The organism is Rhodococcus sp. NyZ502, assembly GCF_041464245.1.
Lineage (GTDB): Bacteria > Actinomycetota > Actinomycetes > Mycobacteriales > Mycobacteriaceae > Rhodococcus_F > Rhodococcus_F qingshengii.
This window is the reverse complement of the sequence record NZ_CP167156.1, coordinates 126,637-143,435: the sequence shown is the minus strand read 5'-3', so window position 1 is coordinate 143,435 and position 16,799 is coordinate 126,637. Positions and strand designations below refer to the sequence as shown.

Below are 16,799 nucleotides of genomic sequence, written 5' to 3'. Positions count from 1 at the left end.
CGACATCACGCCACAGAACTGAAAACCCGAGAGAACGCGACCTTCGCCAAGTCGCCACCTTGCTCGTGGAAGGCGAGGAGTCCGAGACCGGGCATTCCGATCACCGCCACGTGCCCACCGGCAGCAGTGATGGTGGCGAGGAGTCCAATCAGGACCGATGCTGCGCCGTCGACGCTGACGACGGTTCCGCGGGACAACCCCCCACGTGGGAGCAGATCACCGATCGGCGCCGGAACGGGCAGCAACCGGAGGGTCGATTGCGCGGTGGCCACGATCGGAGTCGGCTCGCGCTCGCCTACGGGTTTGAGCATCACCGACGGCGTAGCAGGTTCGGTGCCGTCCGAGCGGGCGGGAATCGAGGCCATCTTGCGGCGGAGCTGTTCAAGCTTTTCCGCCTTGCTGACCGACGCGAAAGTCGGCGCGATGCCGTCGGGCGACTCCGTCATGACGATCTGCCCCCGCTTTCACGCTGCTCCAACCTTGACACCATACACTTTACTCGCACATATGTTCGAATTTAGCCTCAAATCGAACCCTCGGCGATAGCCAGTAAAGGCCCAACGGAGATAGACCTGTGATGGACTTCCACTGTGAACGCGCCGTCAACTCCGGAACTACCTGAGACCCTGTGGCATTACACCGACGCAGCCGGCCTGCTCGGGATCCTGGGGCATGAAGTCACACCCGCTGACCCGAACATCGTCGGGTCAGGCAGTTACAAACCCGTCTTGTGGGCGTCCGCGGCCCAGTTCCTCAATGATCGACGGGAGCTGGTTCACGGCCTCGAACTGGTCAAAAACTTCGTCAAGGATGGACTCAAAAAGGCCAACATGTGGGCAAGCGCGCACCCCACTACCCAGATACCACCGGAAGCCGATTTCATCACCCGTGAGTGGTACACCCTCTTGCTGTCAACAAGGGCGGCAAACCCGACAGCCATCGAATTTCTTAAGAAGATTTGCCGAACGATCGATGACATCATCGATCGCAAATATGAGACCTACCTGCACTGTTGCACAATATCGTTCTCCGAGAATCCGGACGTACTTAGTCAGTGGCGCGCTTACGGCAACGGCATCGGTGGATTCTCCATCGGTTTCGACCCGAGCAAGTTTCCCCGGTCGGACGGGTCCCCTGCGCATCTCTCAGGCTTAGGGCTACACAAGGTGCAGTACACAAGAAATGAGTTGACACCGGCTCTGAAAACCGCTGTGTTCGAACTTTTCAATGACGAGTTCAGACTGCGGGGTCGCTCGGCCAATCCCGGAGATCTGAGCGCAGCAATACAAAAGCTGGCATTCTATGCTGCGAGCGTCAAACACCAGGGTTTCGAGGAAGAACACGAATGGCGCTTCATCGAACCGGGCTCTTTCGACGCGCCAGAGTTCCGTGCAACACCTTCGGGTCTCGTCCCGTATCGCAAGCTCGACGAGTTACCTAGTGATGCAGTCACAGGTTTGTATGTCGGGCCGGGCCCAAAGCAGTACGAAAATCTGGTGGCAGCAACGTCGCTTCTGCAACGATATGGATACACAACTGCCAGCGCCAATGTTCACCCCTCAGAAACACCGTTCCGCTAATTCCTGACTGGCTCAAGCAGTCTCGGATCGTTGTTCCTCGGAGAGTTCACAGCGGTCGAGACTTCGTAGGGTTCGAGGTGCGGCTCCGGAACGGAGTTGATCATGGCCTGGACTTCACCTTTGTCGGTGAGGTTCGGGTCGAGCCAGTGTTCCCAGAACGATTCGGGCAGGATCAGCGGGGATCTGTCGTGTATGTGTCCCGTGGCATCGCTGGCTGGCCGCGTCAAGACTGTGCAGGTCCATACCCACTTGTTTGGATCATCCTCGGGCAGTTCGGGATCGGGCCACAACTCGTAGAGGCCGGCCATGGCGAGAATGTCGTCCTCGCCGTGAAGGAAGTACGGAATCTTGGACCCTGCTTCACTTTTCATCCATTCGTAGTATCCTGCGACCGGGATGATGGCACGCCGTTTGGATGCACTACTTCTGAATGATGGTTTCTCCGTGACACTTTCACTGCGGGCATTGATCAGCTTGGACGCCATCTTCCGATCTTTTGCCCACGCAGGCAGCAGGCCCCATTTGACCGTCCTGAGCTGGCGCTGGGGCTCGGCGTCGGGTTCCTCGTGGGGGGTTCGTTCGAGGATCACACGGACAGGTTGTGTGGGGGCGACGTTGTAGGACGGTGGCAGTTCGTCTCCGACGGTCTGCATCGTGTCGAAGAACGACTGCAATTCCTTGTCTGAGCTTGTGCTTGCATATCTCCCGCACATGGCCTGACCTCCTCGTAATCGGTTTCCGTCCCATTGAACAGCGTGGGTCCGACTTCCACGTGAAACGGCGTGTGATGATCTGTGCGAGTACGTCGTCGACTGTCGCGGAAGGGGAAGTGCGATCTCCAGTCCTCGGCCGGCGCCCGCGGATGTCGCGTTGGCGATTGTGGCCGCCACAGTCCTCGGTGTCACCGTCGGGGTTCTCCTCGCCGACGTGGTGGCCGGTGTCGCGGTCGGAGCCGGTACCGCGGTGGTGTTCCGCATCGTTCTGCGCTCGATCATCACTAGAAAATGAGCTAGTGCGCTGGTCAGCGGTGCGGAATAACCCTGCAGGTGTGGTCGTTGTAGAGGCTGTCGGTGTTCGGTTCTTTGCCCCGGGTACCACCCCAGAAATGCCGCTTCGAGCGGCCACTTGCCGAGAGGCGCAAGACGGGCACCGACCCTGTGAAGCCGCTGGACACCTTTCGGTGTCGGCGGCTTCGTCATGTCTGGGTGGGTCAGGGAGGCGGGTTGCATCAGATGCACGATTGATGCATCTGATGTGGTGCCGGTTGCCTGTCGTTTCCGGTGGTCAGTGGCGTCCGGGGAGGTCGACGTCATCGGCGGTCTTGTCGATGCGCATACCTTTGAATGCTGGGTGTCTGAGTCCGCCGCCTGTGTACTCGCGGTACTCCACGTCGCACACTAAAAGTGGCTCTGACCAGCGGGCTTCGCGGGTGATTGCTCGTGGTGGCGCGATCGCGAACGGGCTGGTGGGTCGCTCGATCTCGATGAGTTGTTTGCGTAGTTCGCGGCGTTGTCTCGCGGAAAAGCCGGTGCCGACGTTTCCGATGTAGGTGAGCGATCCGGAGTCGTCGTGGGCGCCGAGGATGAGTGATCCGATTCCGCCGGCGGCGTTGCCGGATCCGGGGACGAATCCGCAGATGATTCCTTCGGTGTTGGCGCGGAGCGGTGTTTTCAGCCAGCTCGGGGACCGTTTTCCGGGTTGGTAGGTCGAGGTGATGGATTTGGCGACGATGCCTTCGAGGTGGTGTTTGCGGGCGACCTCGAGCATGGTCGGTCCGTCGACGTTGAGCCAGTGGGGTGGGACTTTGATGCGCGGGTGCACAAGGCTGAGGTTGGCGAGCGCTTCGCGGCGTTCGAGGTAGGGCAGATCGGTCGTCGATGTTCCGTCGATGTCGAGGACGTCGAAGACGTAGTAGGTGGTCAGGGCGTCGTTGCGGAGCTGCGCGGTGGGTTTGAGGACGTGCATCCGCCGTTGCAATCGGGAGAAGGACGGGACACCGTCGGGTCCGAGTGCGACGATCTCACCGTCGAGGACAGTTTCGCGATGGTCGAGCACGGCGCTGAGTGCGTCGACGATCTCGGGAAACGAGGCGCTGAAGTTGTTGCCGTTGCGCGACCACAGTGCCGGCGGTTTGGTGCCGGTAGTGGCGATGGCTCTGACGCCATCCCATTTCGACTCGAATGCCCAGCGCTCCCCCGTTGGTGGATGCCCGAGTGTGGCGAGCATCGGCGGCACTGGCTTTCCGGTGGCGGCGCTCATGCCTTCCACTGTGCGCGGGTTTGTACTGGTTTCGGCCGGTTTTCCGAGGTTGAGACAATAGTGAGATGAGTGAGAGTGCAGAACCCGATGAGGTTCAAGGGTGGAGCCCGGCCCCGGACGAGGGCCAGGCCGGCACGGTGTTGACGAAGGACGGCCGGTGGGCATACCGGTACAAGGATGGTGCGGAGCTGATCATGATGAAGATGCCGGAGCGTCCTGCATCCACGTAGGAGTGCAGCAGAAAGGCCCGCACCGAACCGGCGGATTCCAGGGATCGTCGCAACACGATGAATGTCCAGCCTACTGGCGTGCGCTCTCTCAACCTCCGAAAACCCGCTTGCCTAGCGAGAAGAACTCTTACCGAATGCTCACCGGGTGAGGTGTCCGATCAGCGACTTCGCGTACACGGGTTCGGTGGACCAACACGTCGCAATCTCCCACGCCCATGCAGCACGCTGCTCGAGTTCATCGGACGGTAGATCGAAAAGCGGGTCATCGACGCGGGCTTCATCCCAGTCGATCAGCACGCATCGACCGCGAGTATCGACAATCGCGTTGCGCGGACCGCAGTCACCGTGCACAACGCCAACCCGTCCTGAGCCTAACGCAGACCCCGGCCGCTGCACCCACCCGATCGTCTCAGCGTGAACCGCCCTGACAGTCTCGGTCAGGCGCGGATCATCCGAACGGGGCGCTTCACCTTCGATGTACGGATAGACGTGCCAGCCGTCGATGTCGACCCGGCCGTCGACGGAAGGGACCAAGCGCGGCACACCTATGCCCGCTCGATCCAAGTGCTCCAACAAGCTCCATTCCCACGCACGAGAAATGTCAGACCTGCGTGAGTGCCTCAGAATTACTCGACGGCTTCCGATGAATCCCGACCACACCTCAGTTCGTGCTCCCCCACTCACACGGTTGACCACCTGAAGACCTGGCCAACTCGAACGAAGTTGATGCTCCACGCCGGCTGCGCCCGACTTTGGTTCACACATCCGTCCATGCTGCACTACCAACAGGTGTCACCCGCTTCCGCCCGCCAAGAATCGGAGCATGCAATTTCGTCAGGAAACCCTGACAGTGTCTTTGATTCATTACCTTTCGGGGCCGGATGAAAATGGGACTCGTGCCGAGACACGATTGCCTCGGCATCCCCGTAATAGTGCAAATTCACCGGACGGCGCGGCAGGGTTCCCACCGGAGGACTGAGCAGTGTTCTGGGAGGTGCGCATCTCCCCACCTCACAGCGTGGCGTTGCATGGTCGCAAGGTGAGAGTCCCTCTACTCTCTGGGCCCACTGATCGTGTTCGCTCGACCTTGTTCAATATCGCTTGGCACGCAAGGGGTTTGCCTGATGCTGATTGGCGCACACATCCGTGTCAATCAGCCGAACATCGCGACGACGAAAGACTCTGCGATCATTGGGTGGTGCAACTGACGCCGGGACTGTCCGCCACTACTCTTGAAAATGCAGCTGCCCGAATGGGTCTCATACTCGACGGGCCTCATTTTCAGACACAAACGTCCTTGCTCTGCCCGGTCACTCTCAATGGACAGCGCGCCTTTTTGAAGATCACCAACGACCACGATGAGCTGATCGGGGCAAAGGCACTTGAGAAATGGGAGGGGACTGGCGCTGTACGGATTCTCGCTCAGCACGAGAATGCATTTGTTCTCGAGTATGCAGGTCAGACACTGCGGTCAGTGATCCCAGAGGACACTGCGGCAACCAAAGTGTTGTGTTCCGTTGCCGACCAACTTCACTCTCGCGATCCCGAGAACCTCGACGACTTCCCCACCCTGCGACGCTGGTTCTCCTCGCTTTTCGCCGATACCGACTCCCAGTTCGACGAAATCCGGGTGATTGCCGATCGCCTCCTCAACCGCAACTCACATCCAGTGCTGCTTCACGGGGATCTGCACCATGACAACGTGCTGCGCAGCTCACACAGAGGCTGGCTCGCGATCGATCCGAAAGGAATCGTGGGGCCGCGAGAATTCGACTACTGCAACATTTTCACCAATCCAACACCTCAGGTGGCAGTCAGCCATTTCGACGCTCGGGTGAGATCCGTTTCCGATACAGCGAACATCGACCCCGGAGATCTTCTCCGCTGGATCGCATGCTGGGGCGCACTATCGGGCATCTGGCATCTTGAGGACGGCGACACAACCCAGGCCTCGCTCCCCCACACCATCGCCACTCTCGCAATGGAAAGACTCCAACGGTAGCTTGGCACCGCGGGTTCATCTCGATCACGCTCGAGAAACTCGAAAGGCCCCCACCGGACGGCGGATTCCAGGGATCGTCGCAACACGATGAATGTCCAGCCTACTGGCGTGCGCTCTCTCAACCTCCGAAAACCCGCTTGCCTAGCGAGAAGAACTCTTACCGAATGCTCACCGGGTGAGGTGTCCGATCAGCGACTTCGCGTACACGGGTTCGGTGGACCAACACGTCGCAATCTCCCACGCCCATGCAGCACGCTGCTCGAGTTCATCGGACGGTAGATCGAAAAGCGGGTCATCGACGCGGGCTTCATCCCAGTCGATCAGCACGCATCGACCGCGAGTATCGACAATCGCGTTGCGCGGACCGCAGTCACCGTGCACAACGCCAACCCGTCCTGAGCCTAACGCAGACCCCGGCCGCTGCACCCACCCGATCGTCTCAGCGTGAACCGCCCTGACAGTCTCGGTCAGGCGCGGATCATCCGAACGGGGCGCTTCACCTTCGATGTACGGATAGACGTGCCAGCCGTCGATGTCGACCCGGCCGTCGACGGAAGGGACCAAGCGCGGCACACCTATGCCCGCTCGATCCAAGTGCTCCAACAAGCTCCATTCCCACGCACGAGAAATGTCAGACCTGCGTGAGTGCCTCAGAATTACTCGACGGCTTCCGATGAATCCCGACCACACCTCAGTTCGTGCTCCCCCACTCACACGGTTGACCACCTGAAGACCTGGCCAACTCGAACGAAGTTGATGCTCCACGCCGGCTGCGCCCGACTTTGGTTCACACATCCGTCCATGCTGCACTACCAACAGGTCCTGCCGCGCGATATCGGCATCGGTCGACCGGGCTTGCAGGCTCGTCTCGATGCCGTTGGCGAAGACTGGTATCACGGCGATGCGGCAGGTCTGCCCGGAGCGACTGAACGAGTGGAGAGTTGGCCGGACATGCTCTCCGCGGCTGGACTCACCTCGATGGGTAGTTGATCGTTTCTGGTGGATCGGCCGGCGCCGGCCGACGAGGACATACGCCAGATGCTGCATACGACCTTGACCGACTCCGAAAAACAGGACCAGGTCGGCTCGACGAGACCGATCTCGCCACCGTGGATCGGCTACTCGATCCTCATGACAGTGCTGGCGTGCTCAAGCGTGCCGACGTGTTCTACCTGGCCGCGACTACCGTGCACGTTGCGCGAGCCACGTGATTGCGCGCCTGACCGCTGGTTAGCATCGCCGTCGCATCTGGGATCGATTACTCCTCGCCCCTGCGATAATCCCTTCGGTCTGGGTCTTCATCAGAACAGAATATTGGCGGATGAGGTCAGGCGGTAAGCAGCGCCGTGAGTCGCTCGGCTGGCGTGTCCCAACCGAGTGATTTGCGGGGACGGTTATTGAGCTCAAAGGCGACCGCCTCGACTCTTTCGTGGTCATGAACCGACAAATTCGTGCTCTTGGGAAAGTATTGCCTGAGCAGGCCATTGGTGTTTTCGTTGGAGCCGCGTTGCCAGGGACTGGCAGGGTCGCAGAAGTAGACAGGAATCTGGGTGTCGAGCGTGAATCGGCGGTGGGAGGCCAGTTCAGATCCCTGGTCCCAGGTGAGTGATCGAACTAGATGTGCAGGAAAGGTTTTCATCCGTTCGGTCAACGCAAGGCGTACCGACTCTGCGCCTCGGCCGAGCGGGAGGTGCAGCAGAATCAAGTACCGGGTGCTGCGCTCGACGAGTGTGCCAATCGCGGAAGTGCTGTCTTTGCCGATGATTAGATCTCCTTCCCAATGACCGGCCACGGCTCGATCTGCCGCCTCGTCGGGCCGTTCGCTGATCATGACCATCGGATACGTAAAACGCGGCCGCCGCGCGGTAGCCCTGCGATGGGACCTTCTTGCGGTGCGGCCAGTCCTCAGTGCAGCGGAAACTTCACGTCGAAGTGCGCCACGACCTTGAAAATAGAGAGATCGATAGATGGTTTCGTGGGCCACCTGCATCTCATCCTGGTGCGGAAACTGCCGCCGGAGGGTCTGGCAAATCTGTTCAGGACTCCACCGCAAACCCAATCGTTCCTGAATAAATTGCCACAGTTGCGGATTCGCGGTGATCTTACCTATCTTCGGCCTCGGCTTTCGTGCGTCTGCTCGTGTTTGTGCAGCGAAGGGGCGGTAGTCGCCGCTAATCGGATGGCGATTTCGACGGATCTCTCGACTGATCGTGGAAGGACTTCGGCCTAACTCAAACGCGATCGTGCGGATTGTCGCGTTCTCGCGCAATCGATCCGCGATGTGCACCCGATCGGACGCCACGAGGTATCTGCTGGGGCCAGCAAGGGGAACCACCGAATCGATCGGCGGCGCCGCTGCACTTACTCCGGACGCGTTGCGTCCATTCCTCCAACGCCGGCCGGTTTTGGGATTGATTCCAACGATTCGGCAAGCTTCGTTGTTGCTCAGTCCCTGTTTCATGAGCTGCAAGTATGCCGCTCGCTCGTTCCGGAGCGGCATACGTCCTTGCGCGCTGCTTCGATTCGTCCGGATCTCGAATTCCATCGCACCTCTTAAGCTGCGGTGTTGCGACGATCCTTAGAACCCAAGACCCGGCGCGGGCCTTCTTTGGTGGGCTATCCCCACTTGCTGTTCATGTTGTTCGCAAGCCATTCCGCGTCCGACTGGACCATCGGTCCTCGCAGGCAGTAGCGGCCCTCGTTGTCCTCAACGAAGTGGGTGAAGCACTCGTTCTCGTATCCGCCGTGTTCAGCGGTGCGGGGTACAACGACAAAACGTGTGGCGGTAGCTGTTTCGGTCATGATGCAGCCTTTCTGAGAGTCGGAAGAGTCGCAGCCTGGGGCCAGCAGAACGAGGGTGGGCTGTCCACCCCGAAGAGTGCAGGGTCGCCGGAGATCACTTTCAGGCGAAGCCACGGGTTGAAAGTGGTCGGAGCGCGTGGGCGACGAAGGAGAACGCGCGGTAGTGCCCGGAGCGTGGGTGGACAGGTCGGGGTCCCCGGTCTGCTGGACTGAGGCGACTCGTACGACGACCTTGGTGACCACTCGGGGCCGCGGAGCGGCGACGGCGCCGAAGGCGGCGTTCGGTACTTGCCCGCAGGCCAGTTCAAGCGTGGTTGCGGCGGCGTTCGCGACTGTTCAATGCCAGGGCAAGGAGCAAGACGCTGAACCCGAGGATCGTCAGACTCAGCGATATGCTGCCGGTAGTGGTGGTGGGTTCGCTGATGATCGTGGTGATGATTTCGACGAGGGCCGCGCCGATGATCAGGAGCGAACTGGCGATCATCAGGAGTGTGCCGGCCGTCTTGCTGCCGGTGAACAGTCTTCGCGCTTCGATCGTGCCGGTAATGCCGGAAATGACGATGATCACGAACCAGAGGATGTTCGGCATGGTGCCCTTTCGGTGCTGACGCTCAGACGGTTTCGGTTCCGTACAGTTTCAGGGCGTTCAAGTCGCCGGAGAGAACGCTGACCTGCGCTTGGATCGCGGCGTTGAGGTCTTCAATTTCGCTGGTCAACGACTCGACATTGGCGGTCGCCATCGCGTCGACGCCGGTCTGACGAACCAACTCTTCCAGTTCCGGAGTGAGCTGAATGTTCCGCTTCAACGTCTGCAGGACTGCGTATTCGTTGTCGAGGGTGTGCAGCTCGGCCGCGTATCGGTACAACGCTGCCACACGGTTGACGAGCGATTGTTCGACGGTGTCGAGGATCCGGTTGTTCGAGTCGTATTGCTGCTGCGCCCGGTAGGCGGCATCACTGTCGCCTGCGGGCCTGGCACCTGCTTGTGCCCGGAGAGCGCTGATGCGGGTCGCGTGCTCGATGATTTCGGCGGCTTCCGCCTCAGGATCAAGTTGAACGCGATGCATGTCCAGAAAACTCGATTTCCAGGCATGCGTGCTGGTGATGGCCCTACTCAGTGCGACGGAGAGCTGCGCAAGTTGGTACTCACGTGTCCCTTCCATCGGGCGCGGAGCCTCGACGGTTGCCATTTCGAGGGCTGCCCAGTCGGCGCTCATCAAGGACGTGGAAAACATATACCGCCCCTCGGCGGCCACCGTCAGTCCGAGAAAGAGCGCGAAAACTCCGATCGCGGCGGGTGCTCCGAAAAAACCTGCAACGAAGAAGGTCGCGAGCACAGCGAGAACGTGTGTCGCTTGGATACCGCTGTCGCCGTGTAGTTGTTGGATCTCGAAATGCCGCAACACTTTGGCCGGCAACGTGATCGGAGCCTCACGCTCCCCGGCATCATCGAAGGGGATCTGATCGCGCAGCTCCTGTTCTTGCGTCGGAGTCAGTTCGCGGCCGTCGTCGATGGGGTTTGTGGCTGCCGCATTCAGTGGGTCCCGCTCATCCTGTACCGCGAACCATCGCATTTGACGGTCGTCGTAAGCCGCAATCCTCGATGCCCTGTAGGCGTGGAGCGGGTTGGCGATCCCTGCCGCGGTCCGCGCTTTGAGCTTCCGCGCTGTGGCAGCGGGAAGCAGATCACGGTTCAACTGCCACTTCTTGGGCAACTGATCGCGCAGCATCCCCTGGGTCAGGCATTGCTGAACCAGCTCGACCGATCGTTCCTCACGGTTGTGAGCGTCGGCTAGTTCGGTGCCGGCGCTCTCTATCCACTCGTCCATCGGACTCCCCCTGCGCTTGCGTGTAGTCGAGGCACGGTCAGTGCTCGGTGTCGGTTGTGTTGGTATCAGGATGTTCCGACACCTGTTGCGCCCGGCTGACGTCCAATTGGGCTGCCTCCACGACTTTGGCCCGCATGTATTGCCCTAACCGAAGATTGGCGAGGTCAGCTGCTTTTTTCGCCAGCTGATGTTCGGAGTTGGTGAGTCGAACACTGGTGATGTTGTTCGCCGGGTCCTCACTCTTGGGTCTGCCTCGTTCTGCCACCCACATAATTTACCACCTACGTTTATTGCGTTTTTTGAATTATTCACCTACATTAATTATTAAGCAAGCCCGCCTGAGGCACTTTCCATCCCAAAACCATTGGAGAACAATGCATCTGCAACTTTTCGCCGACGCCGCTCCCTCTGCTTCCGAGTCATTACCTGCCCTGTCGGAAGACCTGATCAGCACTGTCCACTGGATCATGTGGGCCTTCATGGGCATTTGCATCGGTTGGGTCATCTTTCAAGGCGCGAGATACGCCGTCGCGAGCTCGCAGGGTCGACATGAACCCGAACAGCTCACAAGGGCCGTTTCCGGCCTATTCGGCCTGATAGTCATCGGCGGCGCCCAGCTCGTGGTGTCCTCCCTGGCCGGGGACGGTGAAGCAGAGCCGCAGGACGCTCCCATAGAACCTCCGCTCACCCCTGCGCCGCCTGTTCCTGCCGCACCAGCGCCGGATGAACCGATGAACTGGACACCGTTCATCGCCGTCGGCGCGATCATCGCTGCTCTCATCGGTCTCGCGCTACTGGGACTCATCGCTTTTCGTGCCCGCAACCAGATCGCCGACCGGAAGGCGGCGGCGGCGGACCGCGAAAAGGATTGGCACACAGCACGAACGATCTTCGATCAGACACGAACCAAGTTCGCCGACTATCTGGCAGATCCCCACGCGGTCTTCGAACGCCCCACTCTCGACGATCACACCGACCCGTTCACAGCTGCGTTCCTCACTGCACTTGCGGACGCCGAAGCACTGCACACGGAAACCGTCCCCCGCTCGGCACAACGGATCGACGAGTTCCGCACAGCTGCAGCCACCCTGGCCGCAGCATGGGCCGCAGCCGATCAGAACGCCCGCAAGATCGGGATGGGTGTCCTGACCCGCGGTCAGCGCAAGACCCTGACAACGATCAAGAGGGTGCTGGCAATCGCCCTCGACGAGAGCGCCACGGCTGGCGAACGTGAAACCGCGATGCGCACCGTCACCCGATTGGCGGGAGAACTGCCGATCGCTGTGAACACCGATCGGATTGTCCAGAAGCTCACGTTGTCGCTGGAGAATGCGCAGCGTAAGGCCCTTACCGTCTGATGGGCGGGTCGATCGTGTCGCTGCTACGTGAAGCGATCGACCCAGAGAACACCGAACATACGAAAATCAGGGGGACGATCGACCCGGCGGGACCGAACACGTTTGGCGGCGTATCGACGGTCAAACGGCGGTTGAGATAGCTCCTCCGCGACGTTTCGTGCGGCGCGGGCACCCGCTCATCCCGAGCCCTCAATGGTCTTCTCCGATAGACACTGCGAACGTGGAAAGGCACCCATCGTGAACGAAGTTTCGGCCCCGGGAAATGCCCTGCAGCGGACCATCCACTACCTGTTCACGCTGAACTGGTGGAAGTCGATGATCATCCCCCTCGCGTTCGCTGTCATTCTCGCCGTGGTGATCACCTTCTCCGTACGGTGGGCGATCACTCTCGGAGTCGTGTGGCTCATCGTCGTAGGCGCTATGGCTGCCGTGGAGTGGCGCTATACCAAGACGCTGCGGGAAGACGGAAGTGACGGTGTTCCAACATGATCGAGAACTACCACGCCGATTTCGTCGCGGGCATGACCGCCCTCAAAGAGAAGCATCCCCTCGATCCGGATACTGCGTCACCACTTCCTGGCGGTCATCACCCGATCGACGCGTTCAACATCGTGGTGACGCTTGCCGACGAGGAAATCTATCCCCTGTTCATCGGGTTGGCCGGCGTCCGCAGCGCGCGAGAGTTGTCAATAGTCAGGGCCATGCCGCAATCCTGGCATCGGGCAACAACTTCGCCAGGCGCGCTCTAAGGATCGAGCCAAATGGCTTCGGGACGGGTCCGCTCGCAGCTCGCGATCTCATCGGATATACCCACGACAGTGCCCAGAATCAGTTCGGTTCCTCAGAGGCTCGCAGCGACGGAGGTGTCGGTGGGCGCGGATATAGTCGGCGGCGTGTCCGTGCAAATTGGTGTCCACGTGGAAATCTCCGGGTTGCGCGACGACCGGGAGCAGGTTGGCATGACGATGCTGCTGACCAAGGTCATGCGGGAACATCGAATGGATGACGAAGTATTCGTCAGCATGCGGGGCAAGGGGGCGGACCTGTCCGTGCACGCCGATTCCGGCGATCACAAGCTGATCTTCAGCGGGTTCTACCGCTGGGCGCCCGACTTCGAGAAAATGCTGACGGCGCGGGCTACCCAGCTGGTGTCGCACGCGCAGGTGCACTACGGCTGGGAGTACGAAGATGAGTTCTGATCCGCGCTTCGCCGGACCGTGGGACGACCGTCTGCCGGATCCGGTGCCTGTCATCCACCGCAATCTCGACGTGAGTGTGGGCGGCCTAGAGCTGACGACGCTGACCCGTGAGCACCTCGAGTACTGGGTGCGTTGCATCGAACTGCAGCGGGGTAACACCTTCATGGTCGTGGCCCGAGCTGACGAACCCGGTTTCATCCAGACCTATCGCAACAGCGCCACCGACTTCAACCTCGAATGGTGCGATGCGCCGCCGCCAGCTCCGAGCAGGCAGGCTGTCGTCAACGACGAAGCACAGATCGTGGCCCTGCTGTGGGCCTGGCTCGAAGGCGATTACACCGAGCTTGACGCACTGGATTGGGAGTCGGTCGACCGCAACTGACAAGCCACGTGATCGTGCAGAGGCATTGAGTACGCATGTGGGAAGGCGGATTAGGACCGAATGCGTCTCTGAGGTACCGACGGCAGTGCCTCAGAATCGTTCGTTTTGGCGCCACTGTGCGGCATTGGGCCTTCGTCAAAAACGAGCAACAAGGAATTAGCATCCACACATGCACGTCGACATCGAAGGCGCCACCCGGATCGCCCGCCTCGCCGCAGAATTCGACTGGACCTGGGCCGTCGACGACCTGGAACCCTTCTGCGCACAAGCCGGATGGGAGCTCGTCGAACTCAGGCAAGGTGGCGCCTCGATACGGACGAACTTTCATGTCAGCTGGCCGACGGCGAGCATGTTCGGGCGGCAACACAGAATGGATTGGATCTCGATCTTCGTCACGGATCTGGCAGATGATGCTACGCCCATGACAGTGGTGCGTCCGCTGCTGGACGAAGGGTTCACGAACCTCGATGTGGCATTTACCGCACTCCTGGGGACAGCCACGAGCGCCGAACCCGGACCTGAGGCAACTATCCGGTGGGATCTGCCGAAAGCGGTCATCACACTGCATCGGGTGTCAGTGCGACCCACCTGCGTCTGACGAGTCCGGGATATCAGGCATGGGTGGATGAGCCCGAACCGGAGTACGAGGACGAGGACTAGCGATCGAGGTCGGCGAGATCGCATCCGGTGCGGGAACAGGTTTTTCCAGCGGCCGGTATAGCGGCTGCAGGTCAGCTGGGAAGAAAACCCTGCCAAGTTGTTCAGCGAGTCACGAACCCGCTAAATCACGTCAAAGTTGTTTTCTCACTGCAAGTTCCGGTACAGGGTGCTGCGGGCGACGTTCAACACTTCCGCAATTTCGGTCATGGATACGCCTTCCCCGCGCATTTTGTTCGCCTGCCGCCTCTTCGCTGCGGTCAGCGAGGATGGCCGGCCTCCGACGCGGCCGCGATCGCGAGCCGCAGACAGTCCTGCCATGGTGCGTTCACGGATGAGGTTGCGCTCGAATTCCGCTAGGGCGCCGAAGATGTGGAAGATCAGCTTGCCGCCCGGCGTGGTCGTGTTGATCTCTTCTGTCAACGATTTGAACGCGACCCCTCGCGCTTCGAGTTCGGTAACCGTCTCGATCAAGTGAGGCAGTGACCGGCCGAGTCGATCGAGTCGCCACACGACGAGCGTGTCACCGGGGCGCAGTGCGTCCATAACGGCGGCCAGCTCGGGGCGATCCGTTTTCGCTCCTGATGCTTTGTCGGTCCATATGCGAAAACAGCCGGCCGCTTTCAACGCGTCCTGCTGTAATTCCGGGTTCTGGTCGGTGGTTGAAACCCTGGAGTAGCCCATGTCAGTTTCAGAAGTGGGCGTCATAATTTCCTGGGGTTTTACCTCCGATTGCAGTCGTCTTCTGACATTCTGACTGCAGAAGTGGACTGCACAATCGGTCGATCACACAGGCCTGGCGTTCGGAGGCTGCGATGGACGCGGACAAGTTCGACGTCGCAGAGACTGGTGTGCTGACCGCGTCGGCCGAGCAGTGGGAGCAGGCACGGTCACGGTTCGCAGTGCTCAGCGAACTAGCGGATCGATCCTCGATCGGCACCGCAGTGGTCGAGGATGCAGCACAGCAGTTGGGGGTCTCGCCCCGGCGTGTGTACGTGCTGTTGTCCAAGCTCCGGAATGGGGGAGGGTCGGTCACAGATCTGTTGGTCTCCGCTCCTGCAGGCGGGCGCGGCCGTTCCCGCGTGCCGGCCGAGGTGGAAGAAGTGATCGCCGAGCACATCAACCGCGAGTTTCTGGCTCGCCAGAAGCTCAGTGTCGCCGCACTGCATCGACATATCGCGCTGGCCTGTCACCGTGCGGGACTCCCTATTCCAGCCCGCAACACAGTCGCCGCGCGGATCGCAGCAATGCACCCGGGCCGCGTCGCACGGTCACGTGGCGGACCGGATGCCGCTCGATCGCGGCAATCCGCTGGCGATGTCCCGCCGCCGGTGACGGCGGTTCTCCAGCAAGTCCAGATCGATCACACCGTGGTCGATCTGATGATCGTCGACGAATACGACCGGGTGCCGATCGGACGTCCTTATCTCACGATTGCTATCGATGTCTTCAGCCGCTGCGTGCCGGGCTTCGTGGTCACACTCGACTCGCCGTCCGCAGTGTCGGTCGGGTTGTGTCTGGGCCGGGTGTGCTCGGACAAAAGCGTATGGATCGACGCTCTGGGGCTCGGCGCGGATGTGCGGTGGCCGATGGCCGGAAAGCCGCGCGCCTTGTACGTCGACAACGCCGCCGAGTTCAAAAGTGAAGCGCTACGGCGGGGTTGCGAGCAACACGGTATCGACCTCGGCTACCGCCCACCCGGCAGGCCGCAATACGGCGGGATTGTCGAACGCATCATCGGCACCGTCATGACCCAGGTTCACGAGCTCCCTGGCACCACGTTCTCGAATCCAACGCAGCGGGGCAGCTACGACTCGGAGGGCGCGGCAGCTCTGACGTTACGAGAACTGGAACGCTGGCTGATTTTGGCGATCGCGGCCTATCACGCGGACGTGCACACCGGCCTGAGCCGGAGCCCGGCTGCGCAGTGGACCAGCAGCACCGACGCCGATACCGCTCTGGCGAGCTCGACAGTGGTGGATGAGACCGCATTCTTAGTGGACTTCCTCCCCGTCATCCGGCGCCGACTGACCCGGACAGGGTTCGTCATCGACCACATCCAGTACTTCTCGAACGCGCTGAAACCATGGATCGCCAGGCGAGAGAAGTTGGGTCAGTTCGTTATCCGGCGTGATCCACGTGATCTGAGCAGGGTGTGGGTCCTGGACCCCGACAGCGGCGGCGGGTACGTCGAGGTGCCATACCGGACGATGTCACATCCGGCCGTGACAGCGTGGGAACACCGGGCAGCGGTGGTGCGCCTTCGAGAACAAGGCCGAGCAAGTATCGACGAACACGCTCTGTTCGCGATGATCGAGCAGATGCGTCAGATAGCCACGTCCGCACAGAGGTACACCAAGCGGGCCCGCCGTAATCGCACTCGCCGTTCTCATCTGAGCAGCATCACCACACCACCGGACACGCAGAGCCCGCCCGAGCTCGGCCCAGGCACCGACGACGTGCCGGTTCCGATCTTCGACGACATCGAAGAGTGGTGAATG

At 60.7% G+C, this 16,799-nt stretch carries 22 protein-coding genes and 1 pseudogene; 12 read left to right on the top strand and 11 right to left on the bottom strand.

Translation table 11 applies throughout. The features are described from left to right. Nucleotides 1–35: 35 nt before the first annotated feature. Nucleotides 36–446 (bottom strand): annotated as a pseudogene (locus ACBG85_RS29750) (hypothetical protein); the annotation flags it as partial. A 144-nt stretch (nt 447–590) separates the two neighbouring features. On the opposite strand from ACBG85_RS29750, the gene ACBG85_RS29745 reads away from it, so the two are divergent. Continuing rightward, on the top strand, nt 591–1,580 hold the full coding sequence (locus tag ACBG85_RS29745) for a DUF2971 domain-containing protein (protein WP_372027950.1): 990 nt from the start codon (nt 591–593) through the stop codon (nt 1,578–1,580). Here ACBG85_RS29745 and ACBG85_RS29740 read toward each other — a convergent pair. Continuing rightward, complete coding sequence (locus tag ACBG85_RS29740) at nt 1,577–2,293, bottom strand: SOS response-associated peptidase (RefSeq protein WP_372027949.1); 717 nt, start codon at nt 2,291–2,293, stop codon at nt 1,577–1,579. The two genes, ACBG85_RS29745 and ACBG85_RS29740, sit on opposite strands and share 4 nt — an antisense overlap. Before the next feature lie 166 nt (nt 2,294–2,459). Here ACBG85_RS29740 and ACBG85_RS29735 point away from each other — a divergent pair, with 166 nt between their 5' ends. Further along, nucleotides 2,460–2,588: a hypothetical protein gene (locus tag ACBG85_RS29735; RefSeq protein WP_372027948.1), complete on the top strand. Its 129-nt coding sequence runs from the start codon at nt 2,460–2,462 to the stop codon at nt 2,586–2,588. 276 nt (nt 2,589–2,864) lie between these two features. Here the strand turns inward: ACBG85_RS29735 and ligD are convergent, their stop codons facing one another. Further along, nucleotides 2,865–3,839 (bottom strand): non-homologous end-joining DNA ligase, encoded by a 975-nt coding sequence (gene ligD, locus ACBG85_RS29730; RefSeq protein WP_372027947.1) that lies wholly within the window; start codon nt 3,837–3,839, stop codon nt 2,865–2,867. A 65-nt stretch (nt 3,840–3,904) separates the two neighbouring features. On the opposite strand from ligD, the gene ACBG85_RS29725 reads away from it, so the two are divergent. After that, complete coding sequence (locus tag ACBG85_RS29725; RefSeq protein ID WP_372027946.1) at nt 3,905–4,069, top strand: hypothetical protein; 165 nt, start codon at nt 3,905–3,907, stop codon at nt 4,067–4,069. A 138-nt stretch (nt 4,070–4,207) separates the two neighbouring features. On the opposite strand, the gene ACBG85_RS29720 is transcribed toward ACBG85_RS29725, so the two are convergent. Then, nucleotides 4,208–4,612 carry a phosphotransferase gene (locus ACBG85_RS29720; RefSeq protein ID WP_372027944.1) on the bottom strand — a complete coding sequence of 135 codons (405 nt, stop codon included), beginning with the start codon at nt 4,610–4,612 and terminating at the stop codon, nt 4,208–4,210. A gap of 439 nt (nt 4,613–5,051) precedes the next feature. On the opposite strand from ACBG85_RS29720, the gene ACBG85_RS29715 reads away from it, so the two are divergent. Beyond that, entirely contained in the window at nt 5,052–6,071 is a 1,020-nt protein-coding gene (locus ACBG85_RS29715; protein ID WP_372027945.1) for an aminoglycoside phosphotransferase family protein, read from the top strand. 168 nt (nt 6,072–6,239) lie between these two features. On the opposite strand, the gene ACBG85_RS29710 is transcribed toward ACBG85_RS29715, so the two are convergent. Next, nucleotides 6,240–6,644, bottom strand: coding sequence for a phosphotransferase (locus tag ACBG85_RS29710; RefSeq protein ID WP_372027944.1), 405 nt, complete (start codon nt 6,642–6,644; stop codon nt 6,240–6,242). Between the two features lie 228 nt (nt 6,645–6,872). Here ACBG85_RS29710 and ACBG85_RS29705 point away from each other — a divergent pair, with 228 nt between their 5' ends. After that, nucleotides 6,873–7,061, top strand: a complete 189-nt coding sequence (locus ACBG85_RS29705; protein WP_372027943.1) for a hypothetical protein — start codon at nt 6,873–6,875, stop codon at nt 7,059–7,061. Between the two features lie 337 nt (nt 7,062–7,398). On the opposite strand, the gene ACBG85_RS29700 is transcribed toward ACBG85_RS29705, so the two are convergent. From ACBG85_RS29700 to ACBG85_RS29680, 5 genes are all read right to left on the bottom strand, one after another. Beyond that, complete coding sequence (locus ACBG85_RS29700; RefSeq protein WP_372027972.1) at nt 7,399–8,571, bottom strand: IS30 family transposase; 1,173 nt, start codon at nt 8,569–8,571, stop codon at nt 7,399–7,401. A gap of 116 nt (nt 8,572–8,687) precedes the next feature. Next, nucleotides 8,688–8,873 carry a hypothetical protein gene (locus ACBG85_RS29695; protein ID WP_372027942.1) on the bottom strand — a complete coding sequence of 62 codons (186 nt, stop codon included), beginning with the start codon at nt 8,871–8,873 and terminating at the stop codon, nt 8,688–8,690. 304 nt (nt 8,874–9,177) lie between these two features. Continuing rightward, nucleotides 9,178–9,462, bottom strand: coding sequence for a hypothetical protein (locus ACBG85_RS29690; RefSeq protein WP_372027941.1), 285 nt, complete (start codon nt 9,460–9,462; stop codon nt 9,178–9,180). 22 nt (nt 9,463–9,484) lie between these two features. Further along, nucleotides 9,485–10,702 carry a hypothetical protein gene (locus tag ACBG85_RS29685; protein ID WP_372027940.1) on the bottom strand — a complete coding sequence of 406 codons (1,218 nt, stop codon included), beginning with the start codon at nt 10,700–10,702 and terminating at the stop codon, nt 9,485–9,487. 37 nt (nt 10,703–10,739) lie between these two features. Further along, nucleotides 10,740–10,967 carry a hypothetical protein gene (locus ACBG85_RS29680; protein WP_372027939.1) on the bottom strand — a complete coding sequence of 76 codons (228 nt, stop codon included), beginning with the start codon at nt 10,965–10,967 and terminating at the stop codon, nt 10,740–10,742. Nucleotides 10,968–11,076: 109 nt separating this feature from the next. Here ACBG85_RS29680 and ACBG85_RS29675 point away from each other — a divergent pair, with 109 nt between their 5' ends. The 6 genes from ACBG85_RS29675 to ACBG85_RS29650 all read left to right on the top strand — a co-directional run bounded on the left by ACBG85_RS29675 (nt 11,077) and on the right by ACBG85_RS29650 (nt 14,239). After that, nucleotides 11,077–12,060: a hypothetical protein gene (locus ACBG85_RS29675; RefSeq protein WP_372027938.1), complete on the top strand. Its 984-nt coding sequence runs from the start codon at nt 11,077–11,079 to the stop codon at nt 12,058–12,060. A 237-nt stretch (nt 12,061–12,297) separates the two neighbouring features. Further along, nucleotides 12,298–12,549, top strand: coding sequence for a hypothetical protein (locus tag ACBG85_RS29670; protein ID WP_372027937.1), 252 nt, complete (start codon nt 12,298–12,300; stop codon nt 12,547–12,549). Then, entirely contained in the window at nt 12,546–12,809 is a 264-nt protein-coding gene (locus ACBG85_RS29665) for a hypothetical protein (RefSeq protein ID WP_372027936.1), read from the top strand. Before ACBG85_RS29670 ends, ACBG85_RS29665 begins: the two co-directional genes overlap by 4 nt. Nucleotides 12,810–12,953: 144 nt before the next feature. Continuing rightward, complete coding sequence (locus ACBG85_RS29660; protein ID WP_144440173.1) at nt 12,954–13,259, top strand: hypothetical protein; 306 nt, start codon at nt 12,954–12,956, stop codon at nt 13,257–13,259. Continuing rightward, on the top strand, nt 13,249–13,641 hold the full coding sequence (locus ACBG85_RS29655; protein WP_372027935.1) for a hypothetical protein: 393 nt from the start codon (nt 13,249–13,251) through the stop codon (nt 13,639–13,641). The genes ACBG85_RS29660 and ACBG85_RS29655 overlap by 11 nt, the downstream gene beginning before the upstream one ends. A gap of 169 nt (nt 13,642–13,810) precedes the next feature. Beyond that, the gene (locus ACBG85_RS29650) at nt 13,811–14,239 is read left to right on the top strand and encodes a DUF6301 family protein (RefSeq protein ID WP_372027934.1); all 429 of its coding nucleotides are present in this window, start codon (nt 13,811–13,813) and stop codon (nt 14,237–14,239) included. 206 nt (nt 14,240–14,445) lie between these two features. On the opposite strand, the gene ACBG85_RS29645 is transcribed toward ACBG85_RS29650, so the two are convergent. Then, complete coding sequence (locus ACBG85_RS29645) at nt 14,446–15,006, bottom strand: recombinase family protein (RefSeq protein ID WP_372027933.1); 561 nt, start codon at nt 15,004–15,006, stop codon at nt 14,446–14,448. Between the two features lie 107 nt (nt 15,007–15,113). Between ACBG85_RS29645 and ACBG85_RS29640 the strand changes: the two genes are divergently transcribed. Continuing rightward, the gene (locus ACBG85_RS29640) at nt 15,114–16,796 is read left to right on the top strand and encodes a Mu transposase C-terminal domain-containing protein (RefSeq protein WP_054827568.1); all 1,683 of its coding nucleotides are present in this window, start codon (nt 15,114–15,116) and stop codon (nt 16,794–16,796) included. Nucleotides 16,797–16,799 lie beyond the last annotated feature (3 nt).